Consider the following 24,467-nt stretch of genomic DNA (forward strand, 5'->3'; position numbering starts at 1 on the left):
ACGCCAGACGAAGGCTACTGATACGAGGGGGACATGAACCAGTTCGAACTACGCCGTGTGGAAGAGCAGCTCCGCGAAGCGCTGCAAGACACCGCCCTAAGTTGGGTGCTCGACGATGTCGACGCGGCAATCGCCGCGGGAGTGCCGGAGGAGAAGATCCTCCGCCGACGCCAGCAGCGCCGCGGCGATAACCTCCCCGCCACGAGTCCGGCTGCAGCAGCGGCTCGATACGAGGTCGTGGACCGCAGCATGCTTGGCCTCGGAGAGTACGAGTCTTCACGCAAGGGAGGGACCCTGGTCATCGCCACGCGAGCCATGACAGAGGAAGAACGTGTGCAGCTCCTCCTTGATGCGGTAAAGCGCGTGCTCGTCGACCTGCCTGAAATGGAACTGGAGGTGCTGAAGACGCTCCGGTCTGAGCCCGAAGGCGACGCTGGCAGCCGGAGCATGGCTGAGGGGGTCGTGTTCGAACCAGACGAAAGCGCTCGAACGCGCCGTAGCCGAACTGAGTTCCGGGGAGATCGGGTGCCGGCTGAGCGACGTACACGCGTCAGCCAGCTGCTGGCCGAAGTGACGAGGGAGGTAGTCAGTTGAGCACGGTCAATGACCTAGTCAACGAGATCAAGAGCCTTCTGGCTGCGGGGGCGGTGTCGTACGACTCCGCTTCGAAGCCGTCCGACGTCTACGAGGGCTTCATCTTCTCCCTGATCGTCACCACCGCGAGTCGGCATGGTGCCACTGTCACCTACGAAGACGTCTACGGGGCGAAGGCCAGCAATCTTGTTTTCCGGACAGGGCCCGGTCACCTGTACGGCAACAGCCAGCCCTTCACCCACGCCGTGATCGAGTTCGACGGTGCCCCCGCCCTTGAAGTCCACCTCGGCGTCTATGTGACCGGCTCGTCGGGCGTCCTGCACGAGTGCGACGTGTTGGTGCTGCCAGCCGAGGAAGCCGCCCTGAGCCGAGCGCAGGGCATCGCACCACGAGGCAGTCAGAGTGTCCTCATCGTCGAGTGCAAGTACTACGTCTCCAACCTCGGCATCGGCCTCGCACGGAACTTCGAGGGGCTGCGCGCCGACATCCGCACCCAGAACGAACTCTTCGTCGCCAACACCAGATCGTCGAGCATCGTGCGGTACCTCGATGCCCGGAAGAGAGGCTTCGAGCCCGACGTGGTACCCAACTCACCGCAGGCAGGCTATCTCCAGGCCGAGATCAGGAAGACCTTCAAGAGCTACCTGAGCAAGCACGCCCCCTCAACGGTGATCTGAGCCCGTCGCACGAGCGTCGCGCACACGTTTTCAGCGCATGCCGATGTGGCGGGACGGGCGGCCCCAGCGACCGTTGGCCACGATCCCCTTGGGAGCCATCTGGGAGCCGACCCGCTCCCCGAACCCCTTCGAGGCCACCCGAGACCATGACAGCCCGGTGCTCTGAACAGGGAAAACGCCATCCGCGCTGGCGAGATCACCACCCGACCCTCATTCGGGACGAAGAGGTCGTGGGTTCGGATTGCGCCACCCCGGCAGGCGAGACGCCAATTCAGGCCCGGTGTTGAGGGATCAGTGGCGGGCCTGAGTTGTGTTGTGGGGGCGGGGGTGGCTCAGGGGGTGTCGAGTGCCGGTGTTGGGGTCGGGGGTTGTTTGGGTTCTGGGGTGGTGGTGGTCAGGACTGCCAGGCAGGCGACGACCAAGGCGATGCCGGTCCAGGCGAGGGTGGGGAGGTGTTCGTTCAGGATCAGGACGGCCATTAGGGCCGCGACCGCCGGTTCCAGGAGGGACAGGGTCGTTGCGGTGCTTGCGGGGATGTGGGTCAGGCCGTGGCCGAAGAGGAGGTAGCCGAGGAACATGGGGATCAGGGCCATGTAGGTGCCTACGGCTGCGTTGGGCCAGGAGGTGAGGAGAGGGGCGCCTGTGGTGAGCAGGATCGGGAGGAGGAGGACGCCGCCTGTGCCGAATATCGTGCCCATGGCCGCCGGTGAGGATATGCCCTTGTTGATCAGGCGGTGGGCTGCCCAGGAGTAGAGGGCGTAGGTGCCGCCCGCTGTCAGGCCCAGGCATACGCCCAGCACCGTTCCGGTGGCGGATTCCGTGCCCTTGGATGGGTCCGTCGCTTTCGCCGCGCACAGGAATGCCGTTCCGGTCAGGCCCAGCGCCGCGCCTGCCGTCCAACGGGGGGTCAGGCGGTGGCCGTCCGCCATGCGTTCGATCAGGGCCGAGGCGAGTGGCGCAGAGCCGATCGACACCACCGTTCCGGTTGCTACGCCGGCCAGGTGCATGGAGCTGTAGAACGCCAAGGGGTAGGCGGCCACGGCCAGTGCGCCCAGGAGGACGACGCCGGTCTGCGCTCGCAGGTTCTGTGTCTCTCTGCGGATGCTCGGGGCCGCTATCAGGGCCTGGAGCAGTCCGCCCAGTCCCATGGCCACCGCTCCGATCGCCAGCGGGCCCACCTCCGGCGCGAACGTCGCCGCCGTGCCCGTCGTGCCCCACAGCAGCGATGCCAGCAAGACGCACACCGTGCCGGTGAGGTGGTTGGTGATGTGGCTGCCGGGGCGGCTCACAGGCGGTCCAGGATGTCCGCGGCCATCTTGCGCGCGTGCTGGAGACGGGTGTCGGCGCCTTCCAGCCCTGCCCTCGCCATCGCGCCCTCCAGCAGGAACGACAGGTGTTCCGCCGTCGCGCGGGTCTGTTCCGCCGGGTGGTCGGGGAGCAGTTCCGTCAGGTGGCCGGCCAGCAGCGCTTCGACCTCCTCCTTGTGGCGCCGCACCACCGCCCGGCCCTCGTCACCCGCGGGCAGCTCCGCCGCGGCGTTCAGCAGGCCACAGCCCCTGAAGCCGTGCTCGTAGGCGAAGTTGGCGTGGTCTGCGTACGCGTCGAAGACGGCCAGTACGCCGCCCCGCGCGTCCGGGGCTGCCGCCAGCCGACGGGCGTAGAGGTCCAGCCACTCCTCGTGCCGTGCGTCGAGGTAGGCCCTGACCAGGTCGGCCTTGGAGGAGAAGTTGTTGTAGAGGCTCATCTTCGCCACGCCCGCCTCGGCGGTGATCGTGTCGATGCCCGTCGCCGACACCCCGTCCGCGTAGAAGCGTCGCGCGGCTGCCGCCAGCAGCCGTTCCCGTGCGGCGCCCCGGCGTCCGCGGGGCTTCGGGGCGGCGGCCTCGGGGTCGGTCATGACAGCCTCCAAATAATTAATTAGGTAGGTCAGTCTACCTAATTAGCGGCCCGGTGCTGTCCCGGTCGGCCGCTCAGAAACTCCCTGTACGTTCGGCAGCGTCGGCCGGGCCCAAGACCGGCCCCCAAGACCGGCCCCCAAGACCGGCCTCCGAGAAGCGGAAACGCCATGAGCGAACCCCAGGCAAGCGGGCGCTGCTGTATGCCCTCGACCAGAAGGTCGGCGCAGGACGCGGTACGGGTGCAGCCCCCGCCTCGCACCGAGCCGCTGGGCCCGGTGGACCTGGTGGACCTGGTGGACCCGGTGGACCCGGTAGACCCGGTGGACGCCGGCGTCCTACTGCCCGGCGGTGAGTTCCTCATGGGGGCCGAGGACGCCGACGGGGTCGCAGGGGACGGGGAGGGGCCGATTCGGAGGGTGCGGGTCGCGCCGTTTCGGATCGATGCGCACGCCGTCAGCAATGAGCGGTTCGCCGCCTTCGTCGCCGACACCGCGTACCGCACCGACGCCGAGCGCCTCGGGTGGTCGTACGTCTTCGCCGGGTTTCTTCCTGCCGCGTTGCGGCGCGGGGCGGCTCGCCCTGAGGCGACCCCTTGGTGGTGTGCCGTGGGTGGGGCCAGTTGGCGGGAGCCCGAGGGGGCCGGCAGTGGGGTGAAGGGGCGGGAGGACCACCCCGTGGTCCATGTGTCCTGGTACGACGCCGCCGCCTACGCCTCCTGGGCCGGGAAGCGGCTGCCCACCGAGGCCGAGTGGGAGTACGCGGCCCGGGGCGGGCTGGAGCAGCGGCGTTATCCGTGGGGGGACGAGCTCGATCCAGAGGGTGAAGACCCGTACCGGTGCAATATCTGGCGCGGGGTCTTCCCGACCAGGAACACCGCCGCCGACGGGTATCGGGGCACCGCGCCCGTCGACGCCTTCGCGCCCAACGGGTTCGGGCTGTACAACATGTCCGGCAATGTGTGGGAGTGGTGCGCCGACTGGTGGGGCGTCGAGCACGGACACGCTCCCGGGAACGGGCGGCGGCCGTCGGTCGATCCGCCAGGGCCTCCCGACGGCACCCGCAAAGTCATCCGCGGCGGCTCCCACCTGTGCCACGCCTCCTACTGCAACCGCTACCGCGTCGCCGCCCGCACCGCCAACACCCCGGACAGTTCCAGCGGGCACACCGGGTTCCGGTGCGTGGCGCCCGCCCATTGAGCCAGAGACCTACTTCGTACCTGCTCAGATGGCTGCTCGCCTACCCGCTCACCCCTTGGCCGTCAGGGCCTGGCACGCCACGTCGCGACGCCCCCGCCTGGTGGAAGCGGTGCGCGGGGCGGTCGTACGGCATCTCCGCCGTCCCCTGACGTCTCGCTGACATGATCCGGGTCCATCACGCGAGCCGTAGCCTTGGGCCGCAGGAATCGAACCGATGAGCCCGCTAAGGACGTCCATCCAATGATCATCTTCGGCACCAAGGGATACCTCTACCAGCTCGCGATACTCACGCTGGTCTGCGGCGGCTGCGGCAACCCCGCCGCTCACACCCTCAGGAAGCGCGTCACGAAGTTCACGCTGTTCTTCGTGCCGCTGTTCCCGATCTCGACCAAGTACGCGGCGCAGTGCACCTTCTGCGGTACGGAAGTGAAGATCGGCAAGGAGCAGGCCGAGCAGCTCCAGGCGCAGGCGGCGGGCGCCCAGGCCGGGCAGGGGCAGGGATACGGACCGGGGCAGGGGCAGGGGTACGGGCAGCCGCAGCAGCCGTACCAGTCCTGAGGAACTCGGTGGTGCGGCGTCCGCCTACCGGGTAAGTTCCCTTAGGGAACTTACCCGGTAGCGAGAAGGAGCCGCCCCGTGTCGCAGCAGCAGACCTGGACCGCCGTCGACGACTACTTCAACGAGCTGCTCGTGGCGGAGGACCACGCCCTGCTCGCCGCCGTGGAGGACAGCGCGGCGGCCGGGCTCCCTGGGCATCAAGTCGCCGCCAACCAGGGCAAGTTGCTGAACCTGATCGCGCGCATCCAGGGTGCGCGTTCCGTGCTGGAGATCGGCACCCTCGGCGGGTACAGCACCATCTGGCTGGCCCGCGCCCTGCCCGAGGGCGGGCGGCTGGTGACGCTGGAGGCCGATGAGCGGTGCGCCGAGGTGGCCCGGGCCAATGTGGCGCGGGCCGGGCTCGGGGACATCGTCGACCTGCGGCTCGGCAAGGCGCTGGACACGCTGCCCGCGCTGGTGGAGGAGGGCGCGGGGCCCTTCGACCTCGTCTTCGTCGACGCCGACAAGCCCTCAAACCCGGACTATCTGCGGTGGGCGCTCAAGCTCACCCGGCCCGGCAGTGTCATCGTCGGTGACAACGTCGTCCGGGACGGTGCCGTCACCGACCCCGACAGCGACGACCCCCGCGTCCAGGGTGTCCGCCGGTTCACCGAACTCATCGCCGAGGAGCCCCGGTTGACGGCCACGACGATTCAGACCGTCGGGTCCAAGGGGTACGACGGGTTCACGCTCGCCCTCGTCACCGGCTGAGCCCCGGGAGCCGAAGCGGAAGCGGGCGCGCGCGAGAGCGGGTCCTCGTGCGTGTGCTTGTGCGGATCCGTGTGCGTGTGCAGGTCCAGGCCGGCCGTGCCCGGGCGCTCCCGTCCCGGCAGCAGCCGCATGTCGTGGTCGTAGTCGCCGCCCGTGAGGGAGCGGAAAGGCACCGGGGTCTCCGTGAACAGGGCGTCCAGGCGGCGCGCGTACGCCTCGCGGGCCGGGGCGTAGCGCTCGGCGGGCATGTGGTCCGTGCCGTACACCGCGAAGGGTTCGAGCGGGGTCATGCCGGTGAACCAGAACAGGCCGTGCTGGAGCGGGTGGAGTACGTCGGTGAGGCGGCCGTGGATGCCCCGGTCCGAGAACGCCGTCTCGCGGGCGCCCAGCGTCACCGAGAGCAGGGCCCGGCGGCCGGCCAGCGCGCTGCCGCTGTCGTCGTACGGCGGCGGGACCTCCGGGCCGTAGCCGAAACCGCTGGTGAACACCCGGTCGATCCAGCCCTTCAGGATCGCCGGGGTCGAGAACCACCACATCGGGAACTGGAGGATCAGCGCGTCCGACCAGCGGATCTTCTCCTGTTCCGCGGCGATGTCCGGGGCGAGGCGGCCGGTCAGCGTGGCCTCTTCGGAGTCGCGCATCACATGCAGGCGGCGGCCCTCCTGGGACGAGTGGTTGAGGCCGTGGTCCGGGTAGTCGTCGACGTCGACCGTCGGCTTCCACTTCATCGCGTACAGGTCGGAGAGCCGTACCTCGTGGCCCGCGGCGCGCAGATGGTCGACCGCGAAGGTGGTCAACGCCGCGTTCAGGGAACGGGGTTCGGGGTGGGCACTGACGACGAGGATCTTCTTCATGCCGTCACGGTCTCCCGGCGGCCGGGGCGTAGCCAGAACCCTCTTCGACCGGTGGAACGCCAGTCCTGGTACTGCGAGGGCCACTCACCGCCGATGCCTCTGCGCCGCGCCCCATACTGGAGGTCATGGACGACGGGATCTACGACAGCCGACGTGCCCTCGGTGGATTTCTGCGCGCCCGTCGTGGGCGGGTCACCCCGGAGACGGTCGGGCCCACCGGCGTGAGCAAGCGGCGGCGGGTGCGGGGGCTGCGGCGCGAGGAGTTGGCCCTGCTCGCCGGGATCAGCGTGGATTATTACGTCCGCCTCGAACAGGGGCGGGCCACCCAGCCGTCCGCCGAGGTGCTCGACGCCCTGGCCCGCGCGCTCGGCCTCGACGCGGCGGAGCGGCTCCATCTGGACACCCTGGCCGCCGCGCGGCCCGACCCCGTGCCGCGGACCCGGATCGGGGTCGGGCTGCGGCGGGCGATGGACGCGATGGACGGGCTGCCCGTCTTCGCCACCGACCACCGGCTCGACGTGGTCGCCTGGAACCGGCTCGGCGCCGCGCTGATGGGCGGCCTGGACGTGCCCGGCCGCCGCGACGCCAACAACGCGCGGTTCGTCCTCCTCGACCCCGCCGCGCGGGATCTCCACCCCGACTGGGAGGAGCGGGCCGCCGAGGTCGCGGGGCAGTTGCGGGTCGCGGCCGGACGTCACCCCGACGACCGGGAGCTGACCGGGCTCATCGCCGAACTGGCCGACGTGAGCCCGGAGTTCCGGCGTTTCTGGGCCTCCGAGGAGGTCACGATGTGCGCGGCGGGACGCAAACGGCTCCGCCATCCCGTCGTCGGGCTGCTGGAGCTGGACTTCGAGACCCTGCACGTGCCCGCGGGGCCCGGGGAGTCCGGGCTGGTCCTGCATGTGTTCAGCGCGGCTAAGGACAGCCCGGAGGCCGCCGCCCTCGCCAGGCTGGCCTAGTCAGTTGTTCCAGGTCTCGTCGTACGGGTCCTTGGGCGTCGCCACCGGGCGGGCCGAGGTGACCTTCAGGTACGGGATCGGGCCGTTGTTGACCGGGTCCGTGGTGCGCTCGGGTGTGTAGCCGCCGGTGACCTCCAGCCAGGCGTCCGGTTGCAGCACCGGAGGGATCTTCCCGCTCAGGGCGATCTTCACCGGCTGGGCGTCCGCGGCACAGCAGTTGAGGGCCATGCGGACGAGGTAGGGGCGGCCGGACTTGTCCAGGGCGACGAATCCGGTGACCTTGATCTCGCGGCCGCGCAGCTCACGGCCGTGGTCGTAGACCGCGCGGCCCGCGTAGTCGGCGACACCGAGGCGCAGTGGGCCGGTGGCGGGCAGGTCTTCGTAGCCGTAAGCCTGTTGGAGGGCCGTGCCCGTGCGCATGGCGCTGTAGGAGCCGAGGGCGGGCGGGGCGACGAGGACCAGGGCGAGGAGAGGGAGGATCAGGAGCCAGGAGACCCGGGGCTCGGCGTGGTGGTGGTCGTCGTCGTGGGTGCTCCGGCGTTCGTACCAGAGTGTCGCCAGCGCCGCCGCGATCAGGACCGCGCCGGAGAGCAGGAGCAGCGGGCGCAGGCCCGCCTTGACGTAGCGCAGGTAGAGGTCGGTGGAGCCCGCGTGCAGCAGGGTCGCGCCGATCAGGAACATGACCGCCGACTGTGCGTGCCGGTTCACAGCAGCACCGCCCCCGTCAGCACCGCCACCAGCACGGCGAGGGCGAAGGTGGCGGGCGCGAAGCGGAGCGCGAAGCCGCGGCCGAAGGTGCCCGCCTGCATCGCGAACAGCTTCAGGTCGATCATCGGGCCGACCGTCAGGAACGCCAGCCGCGCGGTCAGCGAGAACTGCGACAGCGACGCCGCCACGAACGCGTCCGCCTCCGAGCAGATCGACAGCAGGACGGCGAGAACGGCGAGGGCCAGCACGGACACCACCGGGTTGCCGGCCGCCGCACGCAGCCACTGCTCCGGTACGACCGACTTCAGCGTCGCCGCCGCCATCGCACCGATGACCAGGAACCCGCCGGCGTGCATCACGTCGTGCCGTACCGAACCCCAGAACGCCGCGCCCCTCCCCCGCCCCTCGTAGGAGGCACGCGCCGGTGGCCGCAGCCAGTCCGCGCGGCCGAGGCGCAGCCACAGCCAGCCCATCGCGCAGGCCGTCAGCAGGCCCGCGACCAGGCGGGCCAGCACCATCTCCGGGTTCCGCGGGAAGGCGACGGCCGTGGCCGTCAGCACCACCGGGTTGATCGCCGGCGCGGAGAGCAGGAAGGCCAGCGCGGCGGCCGGGGTGACGCCCCGTCGTACCAGCGCCCCGGCCACCGGCACCGACGCGCACTCGCAGCCCGGCAGCACCGCACCCGCCACCCCCGCGACCGGCACCGCCAGCGCCGGGTTCTTCGGCAGGGCGCGGGCGAAGAACGCCGGCGGCACGAACACCGCGATCGCCGCGGACAGCAGTACGCCGAGCACGAGGAACGGCAGCGCCTGCACGGTCACCGCCACGAAGACCGTCATCCAGCTCTGCATCACGGGGGCGGCCAGGGCGCCACGGATCGGGCCCTGGAGCAGCAGGACCAGGAGCAGGAGCATGGTGAGGAGGAGGGGCGAGTTCAGGTGCCGGGCTTCCTGATCCGTCTTCCCCGGCGGCTGCGCGTCCGCCGGAGGTGGCGTCGGGCCCGCCTCGGGCGGGGCTTCTTCGGTGATCGCCACGGGTGAGGTACCTCCGGTGGTGCGCGCGGGCGCGGGTTTCACGTGGAACACGTGGATTTCCCTCCCCTTGAGTACGGCGAGCAGGTCGCGGGTGTTCAGCGCGTTCCGGGTCACTCCGATCACTTCTGGAACCGCCCGTCTCATTGAGGCAGTCTTTTCCCTCGTGGCGAGCCTTCCGAATCAGAGTCAGCAGGGTCAGTCGGGGCACCAGAGTCGGCAGGGTGACACGGCCGCGCACATGGTGGTGTGCGGGGACGACGGGCTCGCGCACCGGCTGGCCGCCGAGTTGCGGGGTGTCTACGGGGAGCAGGTCACCCTCGTCGTACCGGCGGCCGAGCGGACCGTACGGCCGCCCGTGGTCGGGCGGGCCCGGGCCGCCTCGGCGGCGCTGCTCGACCGGGTGGTGAACGCCGCCGCCGGGCGGACCGGCGGGAGTGAACCCGTCGGTGGCGAACGGCTGGTGGAGGCCGCGGAGGCGACCGAGGCCGTGCTCGCCGACGCGGGCGTGGAGCGGGCCGCCGCGCTGGCGCTCGTGTACGACGACGACGAGACCAACATCCGTGCCGCGCTCACCGCCCGCCGGCTCAACCCGCGACTGCGGCTCGTACTGCGGCTGTACAACCGGCGGTTGGGCCAGCACATCGAGGAACTCCTCGATCAGGCCGCCGCGTTGGCCGCGGGAGGGGAGGGCGATGGCGGTGGCGGTGGCGGTGGCTTCGATGCCTCCACGACCGTGCTGTCGGACGCCGATACCGCCGCGCCGGCGCTGGTGGCCTCCGCTGTCGCCGGGACCAGCAAGGTCGTCCAGACGGACGGGTTGTTGCTGCGGGCGGTGGAGCGGGTGCCGGGGCAGGGGGGTGGGGCGGGGCTCGCCACATTGGCGCTTCTGTCCGGAACCGGTAATGGTGTCGCCGGGGAGCAGGGGCCCGAGTTGCTGCCGGACGCGGTCGCGGTGCGGGACGCGGTGGGGCGCGGGACCGTGGTGCTGGAGCAGGTGTCGTACGCGGGGCCGTCGTTGCCCTCGGGGCGGGGTGGGATCGTGCCGCCGTTCGCCTCGTTGTTCTCGCGGCGGTTGCGATGGTCGCTGGCCGGGCTGGTCGGGTGTGTCGCGGCGCTCGCCGTCGCCCTGTCCGTCGTGACGGGTGAGCATCCGCTGTTCGCGACGTACGAGACCCTGCTCGATCTCTTCGCCATCAACGATCCCGCGCTCGGGGCGCCGATCGGGCGGCAGATCCTGCAACTCCTCGCCGGGCTGGTGGGGTTGTTGCTGCTGCCGGTGCTGCTGGCCGCGGTGCTGGAGGCGCTGGGGACCTTCCGGTCCGCGTCGGCGCTGCGGAAACCTCCTCGGGGGCTGGGTGGGCATGTGGTGCTCCTCGGGCTCGGGAAGATCGGTACGCGGGTGCTGACCCGGTTGCGGGAGCTGGACATTCCCGTGGTGTGTGTCGAGGCGGGGGCCGAGGCGCGGGGGTTGGCCACGGCTCGGCGGTTGCGGGTGCCGGTGGTGCTCGGGGATGTGACGCAGGAGGGGGTGCTGGAGGCCGCGAAGATCCATCGGGCGCATGCGTTGCTGGCGGTGACCAGTTCCGATACGACGAATCTCGAGGCCGCGTTGTACGCGCGGTCCGTGCGGCCCGATCTGCGGGTGGTGCTGCGGCTGTACGACGACGACTTCGCGACGGCGGTGTACCGGACGTTGCGGGCCGCGCATCCGCGGGCGTCGACGCGGAGTCGGAGCGTTTCTCATCTGGCCGCGCCCGCGTTCGCCGGGGCGATGATGGGGCGGCAGATTCTGGGGGCGATTCCGGTGGAGCGGCGGGTGTTGTTGTTCGCCGCGCTGGAGGTGGGCGGGCATCCGCAGCTGGAGGGGCGGACTGTGGGCGAGGCGTTTCGGGCGGGGGCGTGGCGGGTGCTGGCGTTGGACACGGCACCCTCGGGACCCGGAGCGGAGCCGGCTGTGGAGGGGGCGTACGAGGAGGCGGCGGTGCCTTCGGGGCTGGTGTGGGATCTGCCGGACACGTATGTGCTGAAGGCCGCGGATCGGGTGGTGTTGGCGGCTACGCGGAGGGGGTTGGCGGAGTTGCTGGGGCGGCGGGTGCGGGACACTGCGTTGAGCTGAGGCGGCTGGGTGGGGCAGTCGGCGCGGGCTGGGCGAGGCAGTCGGGGCTGGGGCTGGGCGGGGGTGGGTTTCGCTTGCCCGCGCCGGCGGGGTGCCGCTGCGCCCACCCGTGCCGCCCCAGCGGCACGACTGCCCGCAGCTGGAGCGGGGCCGCGTGCCGCTGAGGCAGGGCGGGACGCGGCACGACTGCCCGCAGCTGGAGCGGGGCCGCGTGCGGCTGGGGCGGGGCGGGATGCGGCACGACTGCCCGCAGCTGGAGCGGGGCCGCGTGCCGCTGAGGCAGGGCGGGACGCGGCACGACTGCCCGCAGCTGGAGCGGGGCCGCGTGCCGCTGAGGCAGGGCGGGACGCGGCACGACTGCCCGCAGCTGGAGCGGGACGGCGTGCCGCTGGGGCAGGGCGGGATGCGGCACGACTGCCCGCAGCTGGAGCGGGGCCGCGTGCCGCTGGGGCAGGGCGGGATGCGGCACGACTGCCCGCAGCTGGGGCGGGACGGCGTGCGGCTGGGGCGGGGCGGGATGCGGCTGTCCCGCAGCAGTGGCCGCGTGGTTGCTGGTGGGGGTTAGGGCAGGTGTCGTTCTGCGAAGTCCAGTTCCAGTCTCACCTGCTTGATGCGCTCGTCCACCACCAGGGAGCCGTGGCCCGCGTCGTAGCGGTACACCTCGTGGGTCGCTCCCCTTGCCTCCAGCCGCTTCACGTAGTTGTCGATCTGGCGGATCGGGCAGCGGGGGTCGTTGACGCCGGCCGAGATGTAGACCGGGGACTTGACCTGGTCGACGTAGGTGAGGGGGGACGAGGCCTCGAAGCGGTCCGGGACTTCGTCCGGGGTGCCGCCCAGGAGCGTGCGGTCCATGGCCTTCAGGGCTTCCATCTCGTCGTGGTACGCCGTGACGTAGTCGGCGACCGGGACCGCGGCGATGCCGAGGGTCCAGGCCTCGGGCTGGGTGCCGAGGCCGAGGAGGGTGAGGTAGCCGCCCCAGGAACCGCCGGTGAGGATGAGACGGGTGGGGTCGGCGAGGCCGGATGTCACCGCCCATTCCCTGACCGCCGCGATGTCCTCCAGCTCGATGAGGCCCACCCGGTGCTTCAGGGCGTCGGTCCAGGCGCGGCCGTAGCCGGTCGAGCCGCGGTAGTTGACGCGGACCACCGCGTACCCGTGGTCCACCCATGCCGCCGGGCCCGCCGCGAAGGCGTCGCTGTCGTGCCAGGTCGGGCCGCCGTGGATGTCGAAGACCGTGGGGAGCGGGCCGGTCGCGCCCGCCGGCTTCTGGACCAGGGCGTGGATACGGCCGCCGGGGCCCTCCACCCACACGTCCTCCACCGGCACCGAGCCGGGGGACTTCATGCCGGGCGGGTCGAGGACGACCGCACCGGACGTGGAGCGGACCGTCGAGGGCTCCGCCGCCGAGGACCAGAGGTACTCCACGCTGCCGTCGGGGCGGGCCGTAGCCCCGGAGACCGAGCCCGCGGGCGTGGGGATCTTCACCAGCTCACGGCTCGCCAGGTCGTAGCGGAACAGTTCGCTGCGGGCCTCGAAACTGTGGGCGATGAGCAGGCCCGTGCCGTCCGGGTACCACTCCGCGCTGACGTCACCCGGCAGGTCGAGGGCCAGGTCCGTCTCCTCCCCCGACGCCACGTCCCACACCAGCGGCTCCCAACGCCCCCGGCGCTGATGCCCGATGAGCAGGCGGCTGTCCCCGTCGACCGGCGCGAAGCCGAGGACCTCCAGGCCCAGTTCCTCGGTGCCGCCCTTGGTGTCGTCCAGTTCGGCGACCGGCGTGCCGTCGAGGCGGACCACGCGCAGCGCCGAGTGCATCGCGTCGCCGTGCTCGGTGTGCTCCAGGGCGATCAGCGAGCCGTCGTGGGAGAGGTCGCCGACGCCCGCCGACTCGCGGTGGCGGTAGATCTCCACCGGGGTCTCGTCGGTGCGGGCGACATAGATCGTCGTACCGTCCTCGTCCGTCGAGCGGCCGACCACCGCCGTACGGCCGTCGCGGCCGAGAGCGAGGCCCGCGGGGTAGGAGGCGTCCAGGCCGGGCGCGGCCGGTTCGTCCGCGCCGCCCGTGAAGGGCTGGCGGCGCCAGACGCCGAACTCGTCGCCGTCCTTGTCGTCGAACCACCAGATCCACGCGCCGTCCGGGGTGAGCACGCCGTCCGTCGTGCCGTTCGGCCGGTCGGTGACCTGGCGCTGGGCGCCGGTGGCGCGGTCCCAGGCGTACAGCTCGTACGTCCCTGTCGCGTTCGACACGAACAGGGAGCGGTCCGGGGCGTCCTCCGCCCAGTCCGGCAGGGAGACCCGGGGCGCCCGGAACCGCTTCTCCCACTCCGGCATCGTCTGCTGCCGTTCGCTCTGTTCGCTCTGCTCGGGCGCCGCGGACCCGTTGCTCTCAGTCATGGGCCCATACTGCCCGCCCGCACAGACATATCGCTGGCGGGGTCCTCAGCCTGTGGATAACTTCGCGGTCATGCACGGTCCCCCACGCCCGGCCGGGGCGATTGTCAGTGGTCGGGTGCAGACTCGTCCGCATGACCGAACTGCGCAAGACAGTCGAGACCTTCTGGGCCAGTGCGGAGGCACGGGACTGGGAGACGTTCGCGGGGACGCTGGCCGCGGACGTGGTGTACACGCTGCCGCAGACGCGGGAGCGGATCAGCGGGCGGGAGCGGTACGTGCGGTTCAACCGGGAGTACCCGGCTGACTGGCATCTGCGGATCGAACGGATCGTCGCCGAGCCGGAGCAGGTGGTCACCTGGGCCCACTTCACGGTGGGGCTGGAGGAGATGTACGCCATCTCGTTCTTCACGGGGGACAGGGACGGGCGGATATCCGCTGTCACCGACTTCTGGCCGGAGCCGTACGAACCACCGGGCGGCCGGGATCACCTCACCGAGCGGTACTGACCCCGCGGGCAGACCCGGTCGGCCTGCCCCGTACCGTTGAGGTGTGTACCGGTTTCTGCTGACGCCCCGTTGGTGGGGGATCAACGTCTTCGTGCTGCTCGCCATCCCCTTCTGCGTGTTCATGGGGTCCTGGCAGCTGAGCCGCTTCGAGGAGCGGATGCAGGACCACGACCAGGCGACCGCGCAGGCCGCGACCAACAAGCGGGAGGCCGCGGCCCCGCTGGCCGAGCTGCTGCCCGTGGACCAGAAGACGTCCGGGCGGCAGGCCACCGTGAGCGGGCGGTACGGCAAGCAGTTGCTGGTGCCGGGGCGGGAGCTGGACGGCAGGCGCGGGTTCTATGTGCTGACGCTGCTGCGCACCGACGGCGGCAAGGCGCTGCCGGTGGTGCGGGGCTGGCTGCCGGGGGCCGCCGATCCCGCGAAGGCACCGGCCGCGCCGAAGGGCGAGGTCACTGTCACGGGGGCCTTGCAGGCATCCGAGCAGCCCGGGGAGAACGGGGTCAGTGCGCAGGGCGGGCTGCCCGCGGGGCAGACCTCGGCGATCAGCGCCGCCTCGCTGGTGAACCTGGTGTCGTACGACCTGTACGACGCGTGGGTCACCCTCGACAAGGCCGACCCCGGGATGAAGGCGGTGCCCGCGAGCGTGCCGGCCGACAGCGGGCTGAACCTGAAGGCGTTCCAGAACCTGGGGTACACCGGCGAGTGGTTCGTGTTCGCCGGGTTCGTGGTCTTCATGTGGTTCCGGTTGCTGCGGCGCGAGGTGGAGTTCCTCCGGGACGCGGAGCTGGGGCTGGTGCCCGAGGAGAGCGAGCAGCGAGCGGCTGTGTGACGCCGGCCGGCATCACACAGCGTCCGAACAGCGCCAGAAAGCCCCCGCAGGCGTCCTACGACGCCGCCAGCACGCCCGTCCAGTAGACCGTCCCCGCGCACGCGTTGCTCACCGTCGTGGAGGCCGACGCGACGCCGCCCTCGGCGGAGTTGGTGACCGTGACGCTGCCGTCGGCCGTGCCGCCGTCCTCCGTGACGAGCTGGGTGGTCGTGCCCGTGTCGCCACCGGTGGAGGTGCCGTCCGTGGTGGTGCCGGTGTCCCCGCTCGGGGTCGGGTCGGGGGACGGGTCCGGGTCGCCGCTCTCGACGGGGCAGGTCTCCGAGGGGACCCAGGCGAACTGGATGTCGTAGGAGGCGCCGGGCTGGAGGACCAGGGAGGCGAGTTCCGTGGACGGGTCGGGGAGCGAGGCCGCGGCGTCGCCGGCGACGTGCCGGACCTGGCCGACCTTGGCGATGTCCGCCGCTCCCGCCACCGCGAGGCTGATCGAGCCGGGGCCCGAGACCGTGCAGGCGGCGGTGGAGGTGTTGGTGTAGCGGAAGGTGCCGTAGACCGCGCCGGCGGTGTCGGCGGCGCCGGAGCTGGCGGTCGCCGAACCGAGGTCGGCGGCGGTGCAGACGGGGACGCCGACCGTGCTGGTCGCGGAGGGGTCGGTGGCGCCGGCGGAGCCGCCGTTGGAGGTGGAGCCCTTGCCCTCCTCGTCGCCCTTGTGGTCGCCCTTGTCCTTGTCCTCGACCTTGCCGGAGCTGCCCCCGGAGGTGGACTCACCGCCGTCGGGGCCCTTGCCCTGGCTCGCGCCGCCCTGGGCCTGCGAGTAGTGGCCGGCGTTCAACGGGTCGGCGTCGGAGCCGGTGGCGCCGGAGACGTGCAGCAGGGCGGGGACGGCGGTGCCGATGAAGAGCGCCGCGGCGGCCATGCCCACGAGGGCCTGCCGCTTGCGGGCCCGGCGGGCCGGTACCGCGTGCCGCAGGTGGTCCAGTGTGCCGTCGCGCGGCTCGATCTCCTGGACCGCCTGGTGCAGCATGCGGCGCAGTGCCAGCTCGTCCGAGTCGAACCCGCTGTCGGGGCTCTGGTCGTCGAGGCCGTGGTTCACAGTTCCGTTCCCAGCGTGTGATTGCTTCGGGGTGTCCTGCCCGTCCCCGCCCGGCTCGTGCCAGTCGAAGGGCTGGTGCAGATGGCGCCGCCCGTCCCGGCCCGCATCATGGTCCCCGCTCATGCCGGTGCCTCCATGGCGACGCGGAGCGCGGCGATGCCGCGGGAGCCGTACGCCTTCACCGAGCCCAGGGATATCCCGAGCGTCTCGGCGACCTGCGCCTCGGTCATGTCCGCGAAGTAGCGCAGGACGAGGACCTCGCGCTGGCGGCGCTGGAGTCCCTTCATCGCCTTGATGAGGGAGTCACGCTCCAACAGGTCGTACGCCCCCTCCTCGGCGCTCGCCATGTCCGGCATCGGCTTGGACAGCAGCTTCAGTCCGAGGATGCGGCGGCGCAGGGCCGAGCGGGAGAGGTTGACGACCGTCTGGCGCAGATAGGCGAGCGTCTTGTCGCGGTCACGGACGCGCTTGCGCGCGGAGTGGACACGGATGAAGGCCTCCTGGACGACGTCCTCGCAGGAGGCGGTGTCGTCGAGGAGGAGGGCGGCGAGACGCAGCAGGGAGCTGTAGTGCGCCCGATAGGTCTCGGTGAGGTGGTCGACGGTCGTACCGGCCGCCGTCACATCCTCGGCGCCGTCGCGCTGGTTCGGTATGCGGGCGGGCCGCGCTGCGGGCATGGGCGCGATCACCGGCATGCCGCCGGGCGCGCCGGGCATGCGGGGTCGTAGGGCCGCGGGGCGGGGCCGAAGGGCCGTACCGCCACGTGCCGCGCTGAAATCGAGAACCTCTGCCACGCCAGTTGGACACCCTGACCCCCGTGAGGGTTGTACGTGCCTCGCGTCACTTTTGCGTCGGACAGCGCGACGCCTTGGGAACCAGCCCCCCGTCTTGTGCCAGGCAGCACTACTGACCGTGCGTCAAGCGCCTTCATGCCTACCCGCTCTTCCCCTGTGTCCTGAATGGTTCGGGGCGTCCCCACGCCCCTGGCAGCATCCGCGCGCCCCCTGAAGGGCGTTCGCAAAGACGCTCCCCGCCCTTCGCGCGGTTGCGGAGAGCGGGGAGGAAAATCTTCGGACGACAACGACGTCCACAGCAAGTGGTCCGGACCATCGACCGGCTCACACTTGGTTCACAGATCTTACAAACCTGTCGGGTTCAGGCGCCCTTGAATTCGCCCGCGACCAGTTCAGCGATCTGCGCGGTGTTCAGCGCCGCGCCCTTGCGGAGGTTGTCACCGCACACAAAGAGTTCGAGGGCGGTCGGGTCGTCGAGGGCCCGGCGCACCCTCCCCACCCAGGTGGGGTCGGTGCCGACGACGTCGGCGGGCGTCGGGAACTCACCGGCCGCCGGGTTGTCGAACAGCACCACTCCCGGCGCGGTGGCGAGGATCTCGCGCGCCTTGGCGACGGTGACCTGGCCCTCGAAGCGGGCGTGGACGGTCAGCGAGTGCGTGGTGACCACCGGAACCCGGACACAGGTGACGGCGACGGGCAGTTCGGGCAGGCCGAGGATCTTGCGGGTCTCGTCCCGCACCTTCATCTCCTCCGACGACCAGCCGTCCTCCCGCAGGGACCCGGCCCACGGCACCACGTTCAGCGCGACCGGCTCCGGGAACGGCCCGGTGTTGTCGCCGACGGCCCGCCGTACGTCCCCGGGGTGCGTCCCCAGTTCCGTACCGGCGACCAGCGCGAGCTGCTGGCGCAGTGTCTCGACCCCGGCACGGCCGGCTCCGCTCACCGCCTGGTACGAGGACACCACCAGCTCACGCAGCCCGAACTCGGCGTGCAGCGCGCCCAGGGCGACGATCATCGACAGGGTCGTGCAGTTCGGGTTGGCGATGATGCCGCGCGGCCGGACGCGGGCGGCGTGCGGATTGACCTCGGGGACGACGAGGGGCACCTCCGGGTCCATCCGGAAGGCGCCCGAGTTGTCCACGACGATCGCACCGCGTGCCGCGGCGACCGGCGCCCACTGCGCGGAGACCTCGTCGGGTACGTCGAACATGGCGACGTCGACCCCGTCGAAGGCCTCCTCGGCCAGGGCCACCACCTCGACCTCCTCGCCGCGCACGGCCAGCTTGCGGCCGGCCGAGCGCGGGGAGGCGATCAGGCGGATCTCGCCCCAGATGTCCGCGTGCTGGGACAGGATCTGGAGCATGACGGTGCCGACAGCTCCGGTCGCCCCCACGACCGCGAGCGTCGGCCGCGCCGATCCTGTCCCGGTCATCAGCGTCCCGTGCCTCCGTAGACGACGGCCTCGTCGCTGTCGGAGTCCAGCCCGAAGGCGGAGTGGACGGCACGGACGGCCTCGGGCACGTCGTCGGCGCGGGTGACGACCGAGATACGGATCTCGGAGGTCGAGATCAGCTCGATGTTCACGCCCGCGTCGGACAGCGCCTCGAAGAAGGTCGCGGTCACGCCCGGGTTGGTCTTCATACCGGCGCCGACCAGGGAGATCTTGCCGATCTGGTCGTCGTAGCGCAGCGACTCGAAGCCGATGCCCTCCTTGTGCTTCTCCAGGGCGTCGATGGCCTTGCGGCCCTCGGCCTTGGGGAGCGTGAAGGAGATGTCCGTCAGACCGGTGGAGGCGGCGGACACGTTCTGCACGATCATGTCGATGTTGATCTCGGCGTCGGAGATCGCCCGGAAGATCGTGGCGGCCTCGCCCGGCTTGTCCGGCACGCCGACGACCGTCACCTTGGCCTCGGAGGTGTCGTGCGCGACACCGGAGATGATGGCCTGCTCCACCGGCTTGTCCCCTTGCTTGATCGGTTCACTGCTGACCCACGTGCCCTGAAGCCCGCTGAAGCTGGACCGGACGTGGATCGGGATGTTGTAGCGGCGGGCGTACTCCACACAGCGGTGGAGCAGCACCTTGGAGCCGGAGGCCGCGAGCTCCAGCATGTCCTCGAAGGCGATCCAGTCGATCTTCTTCGCCTTCTTCACCACGCGCGGGTCGGCGGTGAACACGCCGTCCACGTCGGTGTAGATCTCGCACACCTCGGCGTCGAGGGCGGCGGCCAGCGCCACGGCCGTGGTGTCGGACCCGCCGCGGCCGAGGGTGGTGATGTCCTTCTTGTCCTGGCTGACACCCTGGAAGCCCGCGACGATGGCGATGTTGCCCCGGTCGAGGGACTCCCGGATACGGCCGGGGGTGACGTCGATGATCCGCGCTTTGTTGTGGACCGAGTCGGTGATGACACCCGCCTGGCTACCGGTGAACGACTGGGCCTCGTGGCCCAGGTTTTTGATCGCCATGGCCAGCAGGGCCATGGAGATACGCTCTCCGGCGGTCAGCAGCATGTCGAACTCACGCCCGGCAGGCATCGGGGATACCTGCTCGGCGAGATCGATCAGCTCGTCCGTCGTGTCGCCCATCGCGGAAACGACGACGACCACCTGGTGGCCGTTCTTCTTCGCTTCCACGATCCGCTTGGCGACGCGCTTGATGCCCTCGGCATCGGCTACGGAGGAGCCTCCGTACTTCTGCACGACAAGGCCCACGTGCGCTCCTCGCTCAGTCAGTCTCTATCCGCACATACGCATATGTACTGCGGTCGGCTCAGTCTATCGAGCGTCCGAAATCGACCTTCGTGAAACCACATGGTGAGACCCGGACGCCCAGCACGACCCTGCCCATCCGCACGATGAACACTCGGCAAAGTGGGCCAGGTCACCCGTTGACGCTCTCCGTAGTCGAACGCTAACTTCGCGTCGTCGTCGCCACACCAGGAGCACTCGGCTCCCCCGGGACTAGCGACGCGCGAAGGACTTCCTTCCCTTGACGACTGCGACCGTCTCAGAGATCCAGCACGTCACTCCCGCCGACCTCTTCGAGGTCCGCCCCTTCACCCCGCACTGCGAGGTCATCCGGGCGGCCGGCGACCACGCGGTGATCGGGGTCTCCCCCGGCAACAGCTACTTCTCCGCCCGCCGGGTCCTGGACCTGGCCCGCTGGGCGCTGGCCCACTTCGACCGGGCGGACTTCGTCCACACCGACCTGCATGTGGCCGAGATGTACGAGGCCTCCGGCTATCCGGCCGACGACGCGCGCCGCAAGGCGGTGAAGAACCTGCGCGGGGTGCGCGCGAAAGTGCAGGCCGCCGTACAGGCGGCGGACCCCGGCGGAACCCGGCTGCGCGCCCACGCCATGTCGGACCTGCGCTCCGTCCCCGCCTACCGCGACCTGCACGCCCACCTCACCGCCCGGCTCGGCACCGACGACGAGTTCCGCACGACCTGCGAACAGCTCGTCGGCACCTTCCTCGCCGGCAAGGTGACGGACGTGACCGAGGCCCAGCGCCGGGTCTGCATGGCGTACGTCTGCGCCGAGGCCCCGCTCTTCCTGGACACCCCGGCGATCCTGGGCGTCCCGTCCTCCCTGAACTGCTACCACCAGCTGCTGCCGATGGCCGAGCTGCTGTACGCCCCCGGCGCCGGCCTGCGCGCCTCGCGCAACCAGGGCCACGCGATCGTGACGCCCGCGGAGGAGGTGCACGTTGTCCGCTGACACCCTCATCGACTTCCCGTTCTCCTGGCGCGGCGACCAACTCCCGGCGGAGGTCGAGGAGTTGAGGTTCAGCTCCCCCGTGCGCCGGGTCCGCACCATCGCCGGTGACGAGGCGTGGCTCGTCTCGTCGTACGCCCTGTGCAAGCAGGTCCTCGAAGACCCCCGCTTCAGCCTCAAGGACACCTCGGCGCCGGGCGTGCCCCGGCAGTACGCGCTGACGATCCCGCCCGAGGTCGTCAACAACATGGGGAACATCACGGGCGCCGGACTGCGCAAGGCCGTACTGAAGGCCCTGAATCCGAAGTCGCCGGGGCTGGTGGACTGGATGCGGGCGTACGCCGAACAGCTCGTCGACCAGCTGGTGCGCGAGGGCGCGCCGGTGGACCTGCGGGGCGGTTTCGCCGACCCGTACTCGGCCGGCATGCACTGCCGCGTCCTCGGCATCCCGCAGGCCGACGCGCCGCGGCTGATACGGAGCCTGGACATCGCGTTCATGAACTCCGCGTGCCCGGTGGCCGGGGCCCGGCTCAACTGGGACCGGGACATCGCGTACATGACCGAGCGGCTGGACGACCCGGCGACGACCGGTCTGATGGCCGAGCTGGCCGCCCTGCGCACCGACCCCGACTACGCGCATCTCACCGACGAGATGCTCGCGACCGTCGGCGTCACGATGTTCGGCGCGGGGGTCGTCTCCACGGCCGGGTTCCTGACCATGGCCCTGGTCTCGCTGCTCCAGCACCGGGCGCTGCGGGCCGAGCTGGTCGCCGACCCCGGGCAGATCCCGGCGGCGGTGGAGGAACTGCTGCGGATCAACCTGTCGATCGGGGACGGGCTGCCACGGCTGGCGCTGGAGGACGTACGTCTGGGGGATGTGCAGGTCGGCGCGGGCGAGCTGGTCCTCGTACTCGTCGAGGGCGCGAACTTCGACCCCGCCACTTTCCCCGACCCGCACCTCGTCGACCTCACCCGTCCCAACAGCGCCGCGCATCTGTCCTTCGGCGGCGGCCGGCACTACTGCCCGGCGACCGCCCTCGCCCGGCGGCATGCCGAGATCGCCCTGGAGGTGCTGCTGGAGCGAATGCCCCGGTTCCGCCTCGCGGTGCCGATCGAGCAGCTGGTGTGGCGCACGGGCTTCATGAAACGCCTTCCGGAGCGGCTCCCCGTCATGTGGTGACCACCTTCTGAGGGGCTCGGTGACCGGTCGTCTTTAAACTTCAAGCACTATGGTTCGCCTGTGCGCGTACTGCTGGTGGAAGACGATGAACCGGTCGCCGAGTCCCTGCGGCGAGGACTGCTGCGTTACGGCTTCGAGGTGGCCTGGGTCACCACGGGCGGCGCCGCCCTGCGGCACGAGGAGCCCTACGACGTCGTCCTCCTCGATCTCGGTCTGCCCGACACCGACGGCCTCGACGTGTGCAGGGCGCTGCGCGAGCGCGGCAGCGTACCGATCATCGTGATCAGCGCGCGCAGCGACGAGACGGACCGGGTGGTCGGCCTTGAGCTCGGCGCGGACGACTACGTCTCCAAGCCGTTCGGGGTACGGGAGGTCATCGCGCGGATAAGGGCGGTGATGCGGCGCGCCCAGCCGAAGGCGGACGTCGCGGCCGGCCCCGACCGCTACGGCGACCGCCTCACCGTCGACCGCAAGGCGGCCCGGGTCCGGCTGGACGGCGAGGAGGTGGCCCTCGCCCCCAAGGAGTACGACCTGCTGGCCTTCCTCACCGAGGAGCCGGGCGCGCTGATGTCGCGCGAGCAGATCATGGAAGCGGTCTGGGACGCGAACTGGTTCGGCCCGACGAAGACGCTGGATGTGCATGTGGCGGCGCTGCGGCGGAAGTTGGCGGGCGCGATCACCATCGAGGCGGTCCGGGGTGTGGGCTTCCGGCTGGAGATCGTCAAAGACGCGTCGGCCTCATGAACCGGCAACTGATCCGCAGCTACATCCTGCTCGTCGCGGTGGCCATCCTGCTGTTCACGGTGCCGGTGGCGTTCACGCTCACGAACCAGCTGCGGGGCGACACCAAGCAGTCCGTGCTGCGCGAGGCGAACACCATGGCGCTGCTGCTGGGCAACGGCGACCGCACCTCGTGCGAGGCACTGAACGAGGTTGCCCAGGCGTACGACAAGAAGACCCCCGGCACCGTCGAGGTGACGCCGACCAGCGACTGCGTCCCTGACCTGCCCGCGCCGGCCTCGGACCCGGCGCTGGACCGGGCCGTCCACGAGAACACGGAGACGACCGACTGGGGTTCCGACTTCGTCTGGGGCAAGCACCTCACGGTCACCGTCCCGGCCGAGGGCGACGCCGCCGTACGGATCGTCTACTCGACCTCGGACATGACGACCAGGCTGTGGCAGATCTGGGGCTTCCGGGCCGCGCTGGCCGTGCTGGTGCTGGCCGCCGCGGCAGCGATCGGCGCGTACGCCGCCCGCCGCATCACCGCCCCCCTCCGTGAACTCAACGCCATGGCGAGCAAGTTCAGCGACGGCGACCTCACCGCGCGCTCGCCGGTGACCGGCCCGCCGGAGACCCAGACGCTGGCCCGCACCCTGAACCAGGGCGCGGAACGCCTGGACACCCTGGTGGCCTCGCAGCGCATCTTCGTCGCGGACGCCTCCCACCAACTCCGTACCCCGCTCACGGCGTTGCGCCTCTCTCTGGACAACATCGCGGACGGCGTGGACGACGAGTTCGTACGGGAGGACGTGGAGCAGGCGACGGCGGAGGTGGTCCGGATGAGCCGACTGGTGAACGGACTGCTGGTGCTGGCGCGGGCCGAGGCGAAGGTGACGGCCGCGGAGCCGCTCTCGCTGCGGGACATCGTCGAGGAGCGGTTGGCGGTGTGGAGACCGGCCGCCGACGAGCGCGGAGTCACCATCGCGCTTGGGGGGAGTAGTGCCGACGGCCGGCCGTCTGTGCTGGCCAGCCCCGGTCATCTGGACCAGGTGCTGGACAACGTGCTTTCCAACGCCCTGGAGGTGTCGCCGGACGGCGGCACGATCACGGTCTCGTACGAGACGCGGGGCGATGAGGTCCTGCTGTCCGTGCTCGACCAGGGGCCGGGCATGTCCGACGCGGAGAAGTCCCGCGCCTTCGACCGGTTCTGGCGTGGCCAGGGTCTGACCGGGCGCTCCGGGTCCGGGCTGGGCCTGGCCGTCGTCAAACAACTGGTGACCGACGACGGCGGGACCGTGAACCTGGCGGACGCGCCCGGGGGTGGGCTGGTGGTGCGGATCAGCCTTCGGGCATCGCCGAGGAGTGGTGGTTGACGATCTTCCACTCGCCGCCGCGCTTCTCGTACTCGTAGGTGTAGCGGGCCTCGACGACGCGCTTGGCGCCGGTGTCGGGGTCGGTGAGCGTGAACTCGTAGACGCCGGCGTCGAGGACGGAGTTGTTGTCGAGGACGTTGATGTGCGTCTCGATCTTCTTGCCGACCGGCTTGTTCTCCAGGAAGTGCTCGAAGTAGTCGACGATGCCGGCGCGGTCGGTACGGACCTTGTTGGACACGGTCGGCAGCAGCACCGCGTCCTTGGCGTACCGGTCGGCGACGGTCTCGGCGTCGCCGGTCCGCAGGGCGGCGTTCCAGCCGTCGAAGAGGGCGGCGATCTCGGCCTTGGCCGGCTTCTTGCCCTGCTTCTCCTTCTCGGGCCCGGCGACACCGACGCCGGCGGCGAAGGTACCGACGGCGACGAGGGCACCGGCGGTGACGATGGCTACACGCTTGGTTATCGGGCGAGGGGTCATGTCATCTCCAGTGCGGGCGAGTTGCTTCGGGGTTGCCTCCTCCGCTC

The 24,467-nt window shown here is 70.9% G+C and carries 25 protein-coding genes; 14 read left to right on the forward strand and 11 right to left on the reverse strand.

The features are described from left to right. Positions 1–33 precede the first annotated feature (33 nt). Together OG866_RS20105 and OG866_RS20110 are read left to right on the forward strand one after the other, a co-directional pair. The gene (locus tag OG866_RS20105) at positions 34–594 is read left to right on the forward strand and encodes a hypothetical protein (protein ID WP_329336564.1); all 561 of its coding nucleotides are present in this window, start codon (positions 34–36) and stop codon (positions 592–594) included. Next, positions 591–1,271, forward strand: a complete 681-nt coding sequence (locus OG866_RS20110; protein WP_329336566.1) for a hypothetical protein — start codon at positions 591–593, stop codon at positions 1,269–1,271. Before OG866_RS20105 ends, OG866_RS20110 begins: the two co-directional genes overlap by 4 nt. A 332-nt stretch (positions 1,272–1,603) precedes the next feature. Here the strand turns inward: OG866_RS20110 and OG866_RS20115 are convergent, their stop codons facing one another. Continuing rightward, complete coding sequence (locus OG866_RS20115; RefSeq protein WP_329336568.1) at positions 1,604–2,560, reverse strand: DMT family transporter; 957 nt, start codon at positions 2,558–2,560, stop codon at positions 1,604–1,606. After that, positions 2,557–3,168, reverse strand: a complete 612-nt coding sequence (locus OG866_RS20120) for a TetR/AcrR family transcriptional regulator (RefSeq protein ID WP_329336570.1) — start codon at positions 3,166–3,168, stop codon at positions 2,557–2,559. The genes OG866_RS20115 and OG866_RS20120 overlap by 4 nt, the downstream gene beginning before the upstream one ends. A gap of 168 nt (positions 3,169–3,336) precedes the next feature. Between OG866_RS20120 and OG866_RS20125 the strand changes: the two genes are divergently transcribed. From OG866_RS20125 to OG866_RS20135, 3 genes are all read left to right on the forward strand, one after another. Further along, the gene (locus OG866_RS20125; RefSeq protein ID WP_443063544.1) at positions 3,337–4,365 is read left to right on the forward strand and encodes a formylglycine-generating enzyme family protein; all 1,029 of its coding nucleotides are present in this window, start codon (positions 3,337–3,339) and stop codon (positions 4,363–4,365) included. 240 nt (positions 4,366–4,605) lie between these two features. Continuing rightward, the gene (locus OG866_RS20130; RefSeq protein ID WP_329336572.1) at positions 4,606–4,923 is read left to right on the forward strand and encodes a zinc-ribbon domain-containing protein; all 318 of its coding nucleotides are present in this window, start codon (positions 4,606–4,608) and stop codon (positions 4,921–4,923) included. A gap of 78 nt (positions 4,924–5,001) precedes the next feature. Continuing rightward, positions 5,002–5,673: an O-methyltransferase gene (locus OG866_RS20135; protein WP_329336573.1), complete on the forward strand. Its 672-nt coding sequence runs from the start codon at positions 5,002–5,004 to the stop codon at positions 5,671–5,673. Here the strand turns inward: OG866_RS20135 and OG866_RS20140 are convergent. Further along, positions 5,616–6,527: an NAD(P)H-dependent oxidoreductase gene (locus OG866_RS20140; RefSeq protein WP_329336575.1), complete on the reverse strand. Its 912-nt coding sequence runs from the start codon at positions 6,525–6,527 to the stop codon at positions 5,616–5,618. The two genes, OG866_RS20135 and OG866_RS20140, sit on opposite strands and share 58 nt — an antisense overlap. Before the next feature lie 125 nt (positions 6,528–6,652). Here OG866_RS20140 and OG866_RS20145 point away from each other — a divergent pair, with 125 nt between their 5' ends. Beyond that, positions 6,653–7,486: a helix-turn-helix domain-containing protein gene (locus OG866_RS20145; protein ID WP_329336577.1), complete on the forward strand. Its 834-nt coding sequence runs from the start codon at positions 6,653–6,655 to the stop codon at positions 7,484–7,486. Here OG866_RS20145 and OG866_RS20150 read toward each other — a convergent pair whose 3' ends face one another. Together OG866_RS20150 and OG866_RS20155 are read right to left on the reverse strand one after the other, a co-directional pair. After that, positions 7,487–8,194, reverse strand: coding sequence for a TIGR03943 family putative permease subunit (locus OG866_RS20150; RefSeq protein ID WP_329336578.1), 708 nt, complete (start codon positions 8,192–8,194; stop codon positions 7,487–7,489). It lies immediately after the preceding gene. Beyond that, positions 8,191–9,228, reverse strand: coding sequence for a permease (locus OG866_RS20155; RefSeq protein ID WP_443063651.1), 1,038 nt, complete (start codon positions 9,226–9,228; stop codon positions 8,191–8,193). The genes OG866_RS20150 and OG866_RS20155 overlap by 4 nt, the downstream gene beginning before the upstream one ends. A gap of 238 nt (positions 9,229–9,466) precedes the next feature. Between OG866_RS20155 and OG866_RS20160 the strand changes: the two genes are divergently transcribed. Next, positions 9,467–11,344, forward strand: coding sequence for an NAD-binding protein (locus tag OG866_RS20160; RefSeq protein ID WP_329336580.1), 1,878 nt, complete (start codon positions 9,467–9,469; stop codon positions 11,342–11,344). A gap of 154 nt (positions 11,345–11,498) precedes the next feature. Continuing rightward, positions 11,499–11,909 (forward strand): hypothetical protein, encoded by a 411-nt coding sequence (locus OG866_RS20165; RefSeq protein ID WP_329336581.1) that lies wholly within the window; start codon positions 11,499–11,501, stop codon positions 11,907–11,909. Here OG866_RS20165 and OG866_RS20170 read toward each other — a convergent pair. Beyond that, entirely contained in the window at positions 11,906–13,738 is a 1,833-nt protein-coding gene (locus tag OG866_RS20170) for a S9 family peptidase (protein ID WP_329336582.1), read from the reverse strand. The two genes, OG866_RS20165 and OG866_RS20170, sit on opposite strands and share 4 nt — an antisense overlap. Before the next feature lie 131 nt (positions 13,739–13,869). Here OG866_RS20170 and OG866_RS20175 point away from each other — a divergent pair, with 131 nt between their 5' ends. Together OG866_RS20175 and OG866_RS20180 are read left to right on the forward strand one after the other, a co-directional pair. Continuing rightward, positions 13,870–14,244: a nuclear transport factor 2 family protein gene (locus OG866_RS20175; protein ID WP_329336583.1), complete on the forward strand. Its 375-nt coding sequence runs from the start codon at positions 13,870–13,872 to the stop codon at positions 14,242–14,244. 43 nt (positions 14,245–14,287) lie between these two features. After that, positions 14,288–15,073: an SURF1 family protein gene (locus OG866_RS20180; RefSeq protein WP_329336584.1), complete on the forward strand. Its 786-nt coding sequence runs from the start codon at positions 14,288–14,290 to the stop codon at positions 15,071–15,073. Positions 15,074–15,128: 55 nt separating this feature from the next. Here OG866_RS20180 and OG866_RS20185 read toward each other — a convergent pair whose 3' ends face one another. The 4 genes from OG866_RS20185 to OG866_RS20200 form a co-directional block, all read right to left on the reverse strand. Then, positions 15,129–16,286, reverse strand: a complete 1,158-nt coding sequence (locus tag OG866_RS20185; protein ID WP_329336586.1) for a hypothetical protein — start codon at positions 16,284–16,286, stop codon at positions 15,129–15,131. After that, positions 16,283–16,858 (reverse strand): SigE family RNA polymerase sigma factor, encoded by a 576-nt coding sequence (locus OG866_RS20190; RefSeq protein WP_329344205.1) that lies wholly within the window; start codon positions 16,856–16,858, stop codon positions 16,283–16,285. The genes OG866_RS20185 and OG866_RS20190 overlap by 4 nt, the downstream gene beginning before the upstream one ends. A gap of 460 nt (positions 16,859–17,318) precedes the next feature. Further along, positions 17,319–18,389 (reverse strand): aspartate-semialdehyde dehydrogenase, encoded by a 1,071-nt coding sequence (locus tag OG866_RS20195; RefSeq protein WP_329336588.1) that lies wholly within the window; start codon positions 18,387–18,389, stop codon positions 17,319–17,321. Beyond that, complete coding sequence (locus tag OG866_RS20200; RefSeq protein ID WP_329336589.1) at positions 18,389–19,666, reverse strand: aspartate kinase; 1,278 nt, start codon at positions 19,664–19,666, stop codon at positions 18,389–18,391. The genes OG866_RS20195 and OG866_RS20200 overlap by 1 nt, the downstream gene beginning before the upstream one ends. A 277-nt stretch (positions 19,667–19,943) precedes the next feature. Between OG866_RS20200 and OG866_RS20205 the strand changes: the two genes are divergently transcribed. Genes OG866_RS20205 through OG866_RS20220 form a run of 4 tightly spaced genes read left to right on the forward strand, consistent with a single transcriptional unit; the run spans position 19,944 to position 23,945 of the window. Continuing rightward, entirely contained in the window at positions 19,944–20,672 is a 729-nt protein-coding gene (locus tag OG866_RS20205) for a tRNA-dependent cyclodipeptide synthase (RefSeq protein ID WP_329336590.1), read from the forward strand. Then, positions 20,662–21,849, forward strand: coding sequence for a cytochrome P450 (locus tag OG866_RS20210; RefSeq protein ID WP_329336592.1), 1,188 nt, complete (start codon positions 20,662–20,664; stop codon positions 21,847–21,849). The genes OG866_RS20205 and OG866_RS20210 overlap by 11 nt, the downstream gene beginning before the upstream one ends. 60 nt (positions 21,850–21,909) lie before the next feature. Beyond that, positions 21,910–22,593, forward strand: a complete 684-nt coding sequence (locus tag OG866_RS20215) for a response regulator transcription factor (protein WP_329336593.1) — start codon at positions 21,910–21,912, stop codon at positions 22,591–22,593. Beyond that, positions 22,590–23,945, forward strand: coding sequence for a sensor histidine kinase (locus OG866_RS20220; protein ID WP_329336595.1), 1,356 nt, complete (start codon positions 22,590–22,592; stop codon positions 23,943–23,945). The genes OG866_RS20215 and OG866_RS20220 overlap by 4 nt, the downstream gene beginning before the upstream one ends. On the opposite strand, the gene OG866_RS20225 is transcribed toward OG866_RS20220, so the two are convergent. Beyond that, positions 23,911–24,420, reverse strand: a complete 510-nt coding sequence (locus OG866_RS20225) for an SgcJ/EcaC family oxidoreductase (RefSeq protein ID WP_329336597.1) — start codon at positions 24,418–24,420, stop codon at positions 23,911–23,913. The two genes, OG866_RS20220 and OG866_RS20225, sit on opposite strands and share 35 nt — an antisense overlap. Positions 24,421–24,467: the final 47 nt, after the last annotated feature.

The organism is Streptomyces sp. NBC_00663 (genome assembly GCF_036226885.1).
Lineage (GTDB): Bacteria > Actinomycetota > Actinomycetes > Streptomycetales > Streptomycetaceae > Streptomyces.

Coding starts and splice junctions, on each gene's coding strand:
- OG866_RS20160 (WP_329336580.1), top strand. CDS start 9,467: ATGGTGGTGTGCGGGGACGACGGGCTCGCGCACCGGCTGGCCGCCGAG.
- OG866_RS20185 (WP_329336586.1), bottom strand. CDS start 16,286: ATGAGCGGGGACCATGATGCGGGCCGGGACGGGCGGCGCCATCTGCAC.
- OG866_RS20105 (WP_329336564.1), top strand. CDS start 34: ATGAACCAGTTCGAACTACGCCGTGTGGAAGAGCAGCTCCGCGAAGCG.
- OG866_RS20170 (WP_329336582.1), bottom strand. CDS start 13,738: ATGACTGAGAGCAACGGGTCCGCGGCGCCCGAGCAGAGCGAACAGAGC.
- OG866_RS20125 (WP_443063544.1), top strand. CDS start 3,337: ATGAGCGAACCCCAGGCAAGCGGGCGCTGCTGTATGCCCTCGACCAGA.
- OG866_RS20220 (WP_329336595.1), top strand. CDS start 22,590: ATGAACCGGCAACTGATCCGCAGCTACATCCTGCTCGTCGCGGTGGCC.
- OG866_RS20190 (WP_329344205.1), bottom strand. CDS start 16,858: ATGCCGGTGATCGCGCCCATGCCCGCAGCGCGGCCCGCCCGCATACCG.
- OG866_RS20145 (WP_329336577.1), top strand. CDS start 6,653: ATGGACGACGGGATCTACGACAGCCGACGTGCCCTCGGTGGATTTCTG.
- OG866_RS20140 (WP_329336575.1), bottom strand. CDS start 6,527: ATGAAGAAGATCCTCGTCGTCAGTGCCCACCCCGAACCCCGTTCCCTG.
- OG866_RS20195 (WP_329336588.1), bottom strand. CDS start 18,389: ATGACCGGGACAGGATCGGCGCGGCCGACGCTCGCGGTCGTGGGGGCG.
- OG866_RS20175 (WP_329336583.1), top strand. CDS start 13,870: ATGACCGAACTGCGCAAGACAGTCGAGACCTTCTGGGCCAGTGCGGAG.
- OG866_RS20130 (WP_329336572.1), top strand. CDS start 4,606: ATGATCATCTTCGGCACCAAGGGATACCTCTACCAGCTCGCGATACTC.
- OG866_RS20225 (WP_329336597.1), bottom strand. CDS start 24,420: ATGACCCCTCGCCCGATAACCAAGCGTGTAGCCATCGTCACCGCCGGT.
- OG866_RS20120 (WP_329336570.1), bottom strand. CDS start 3,168: ATGACCGACCCCGAGGCCGCCGCCCCGAAGCCCCGCGGACGCCGGGGC.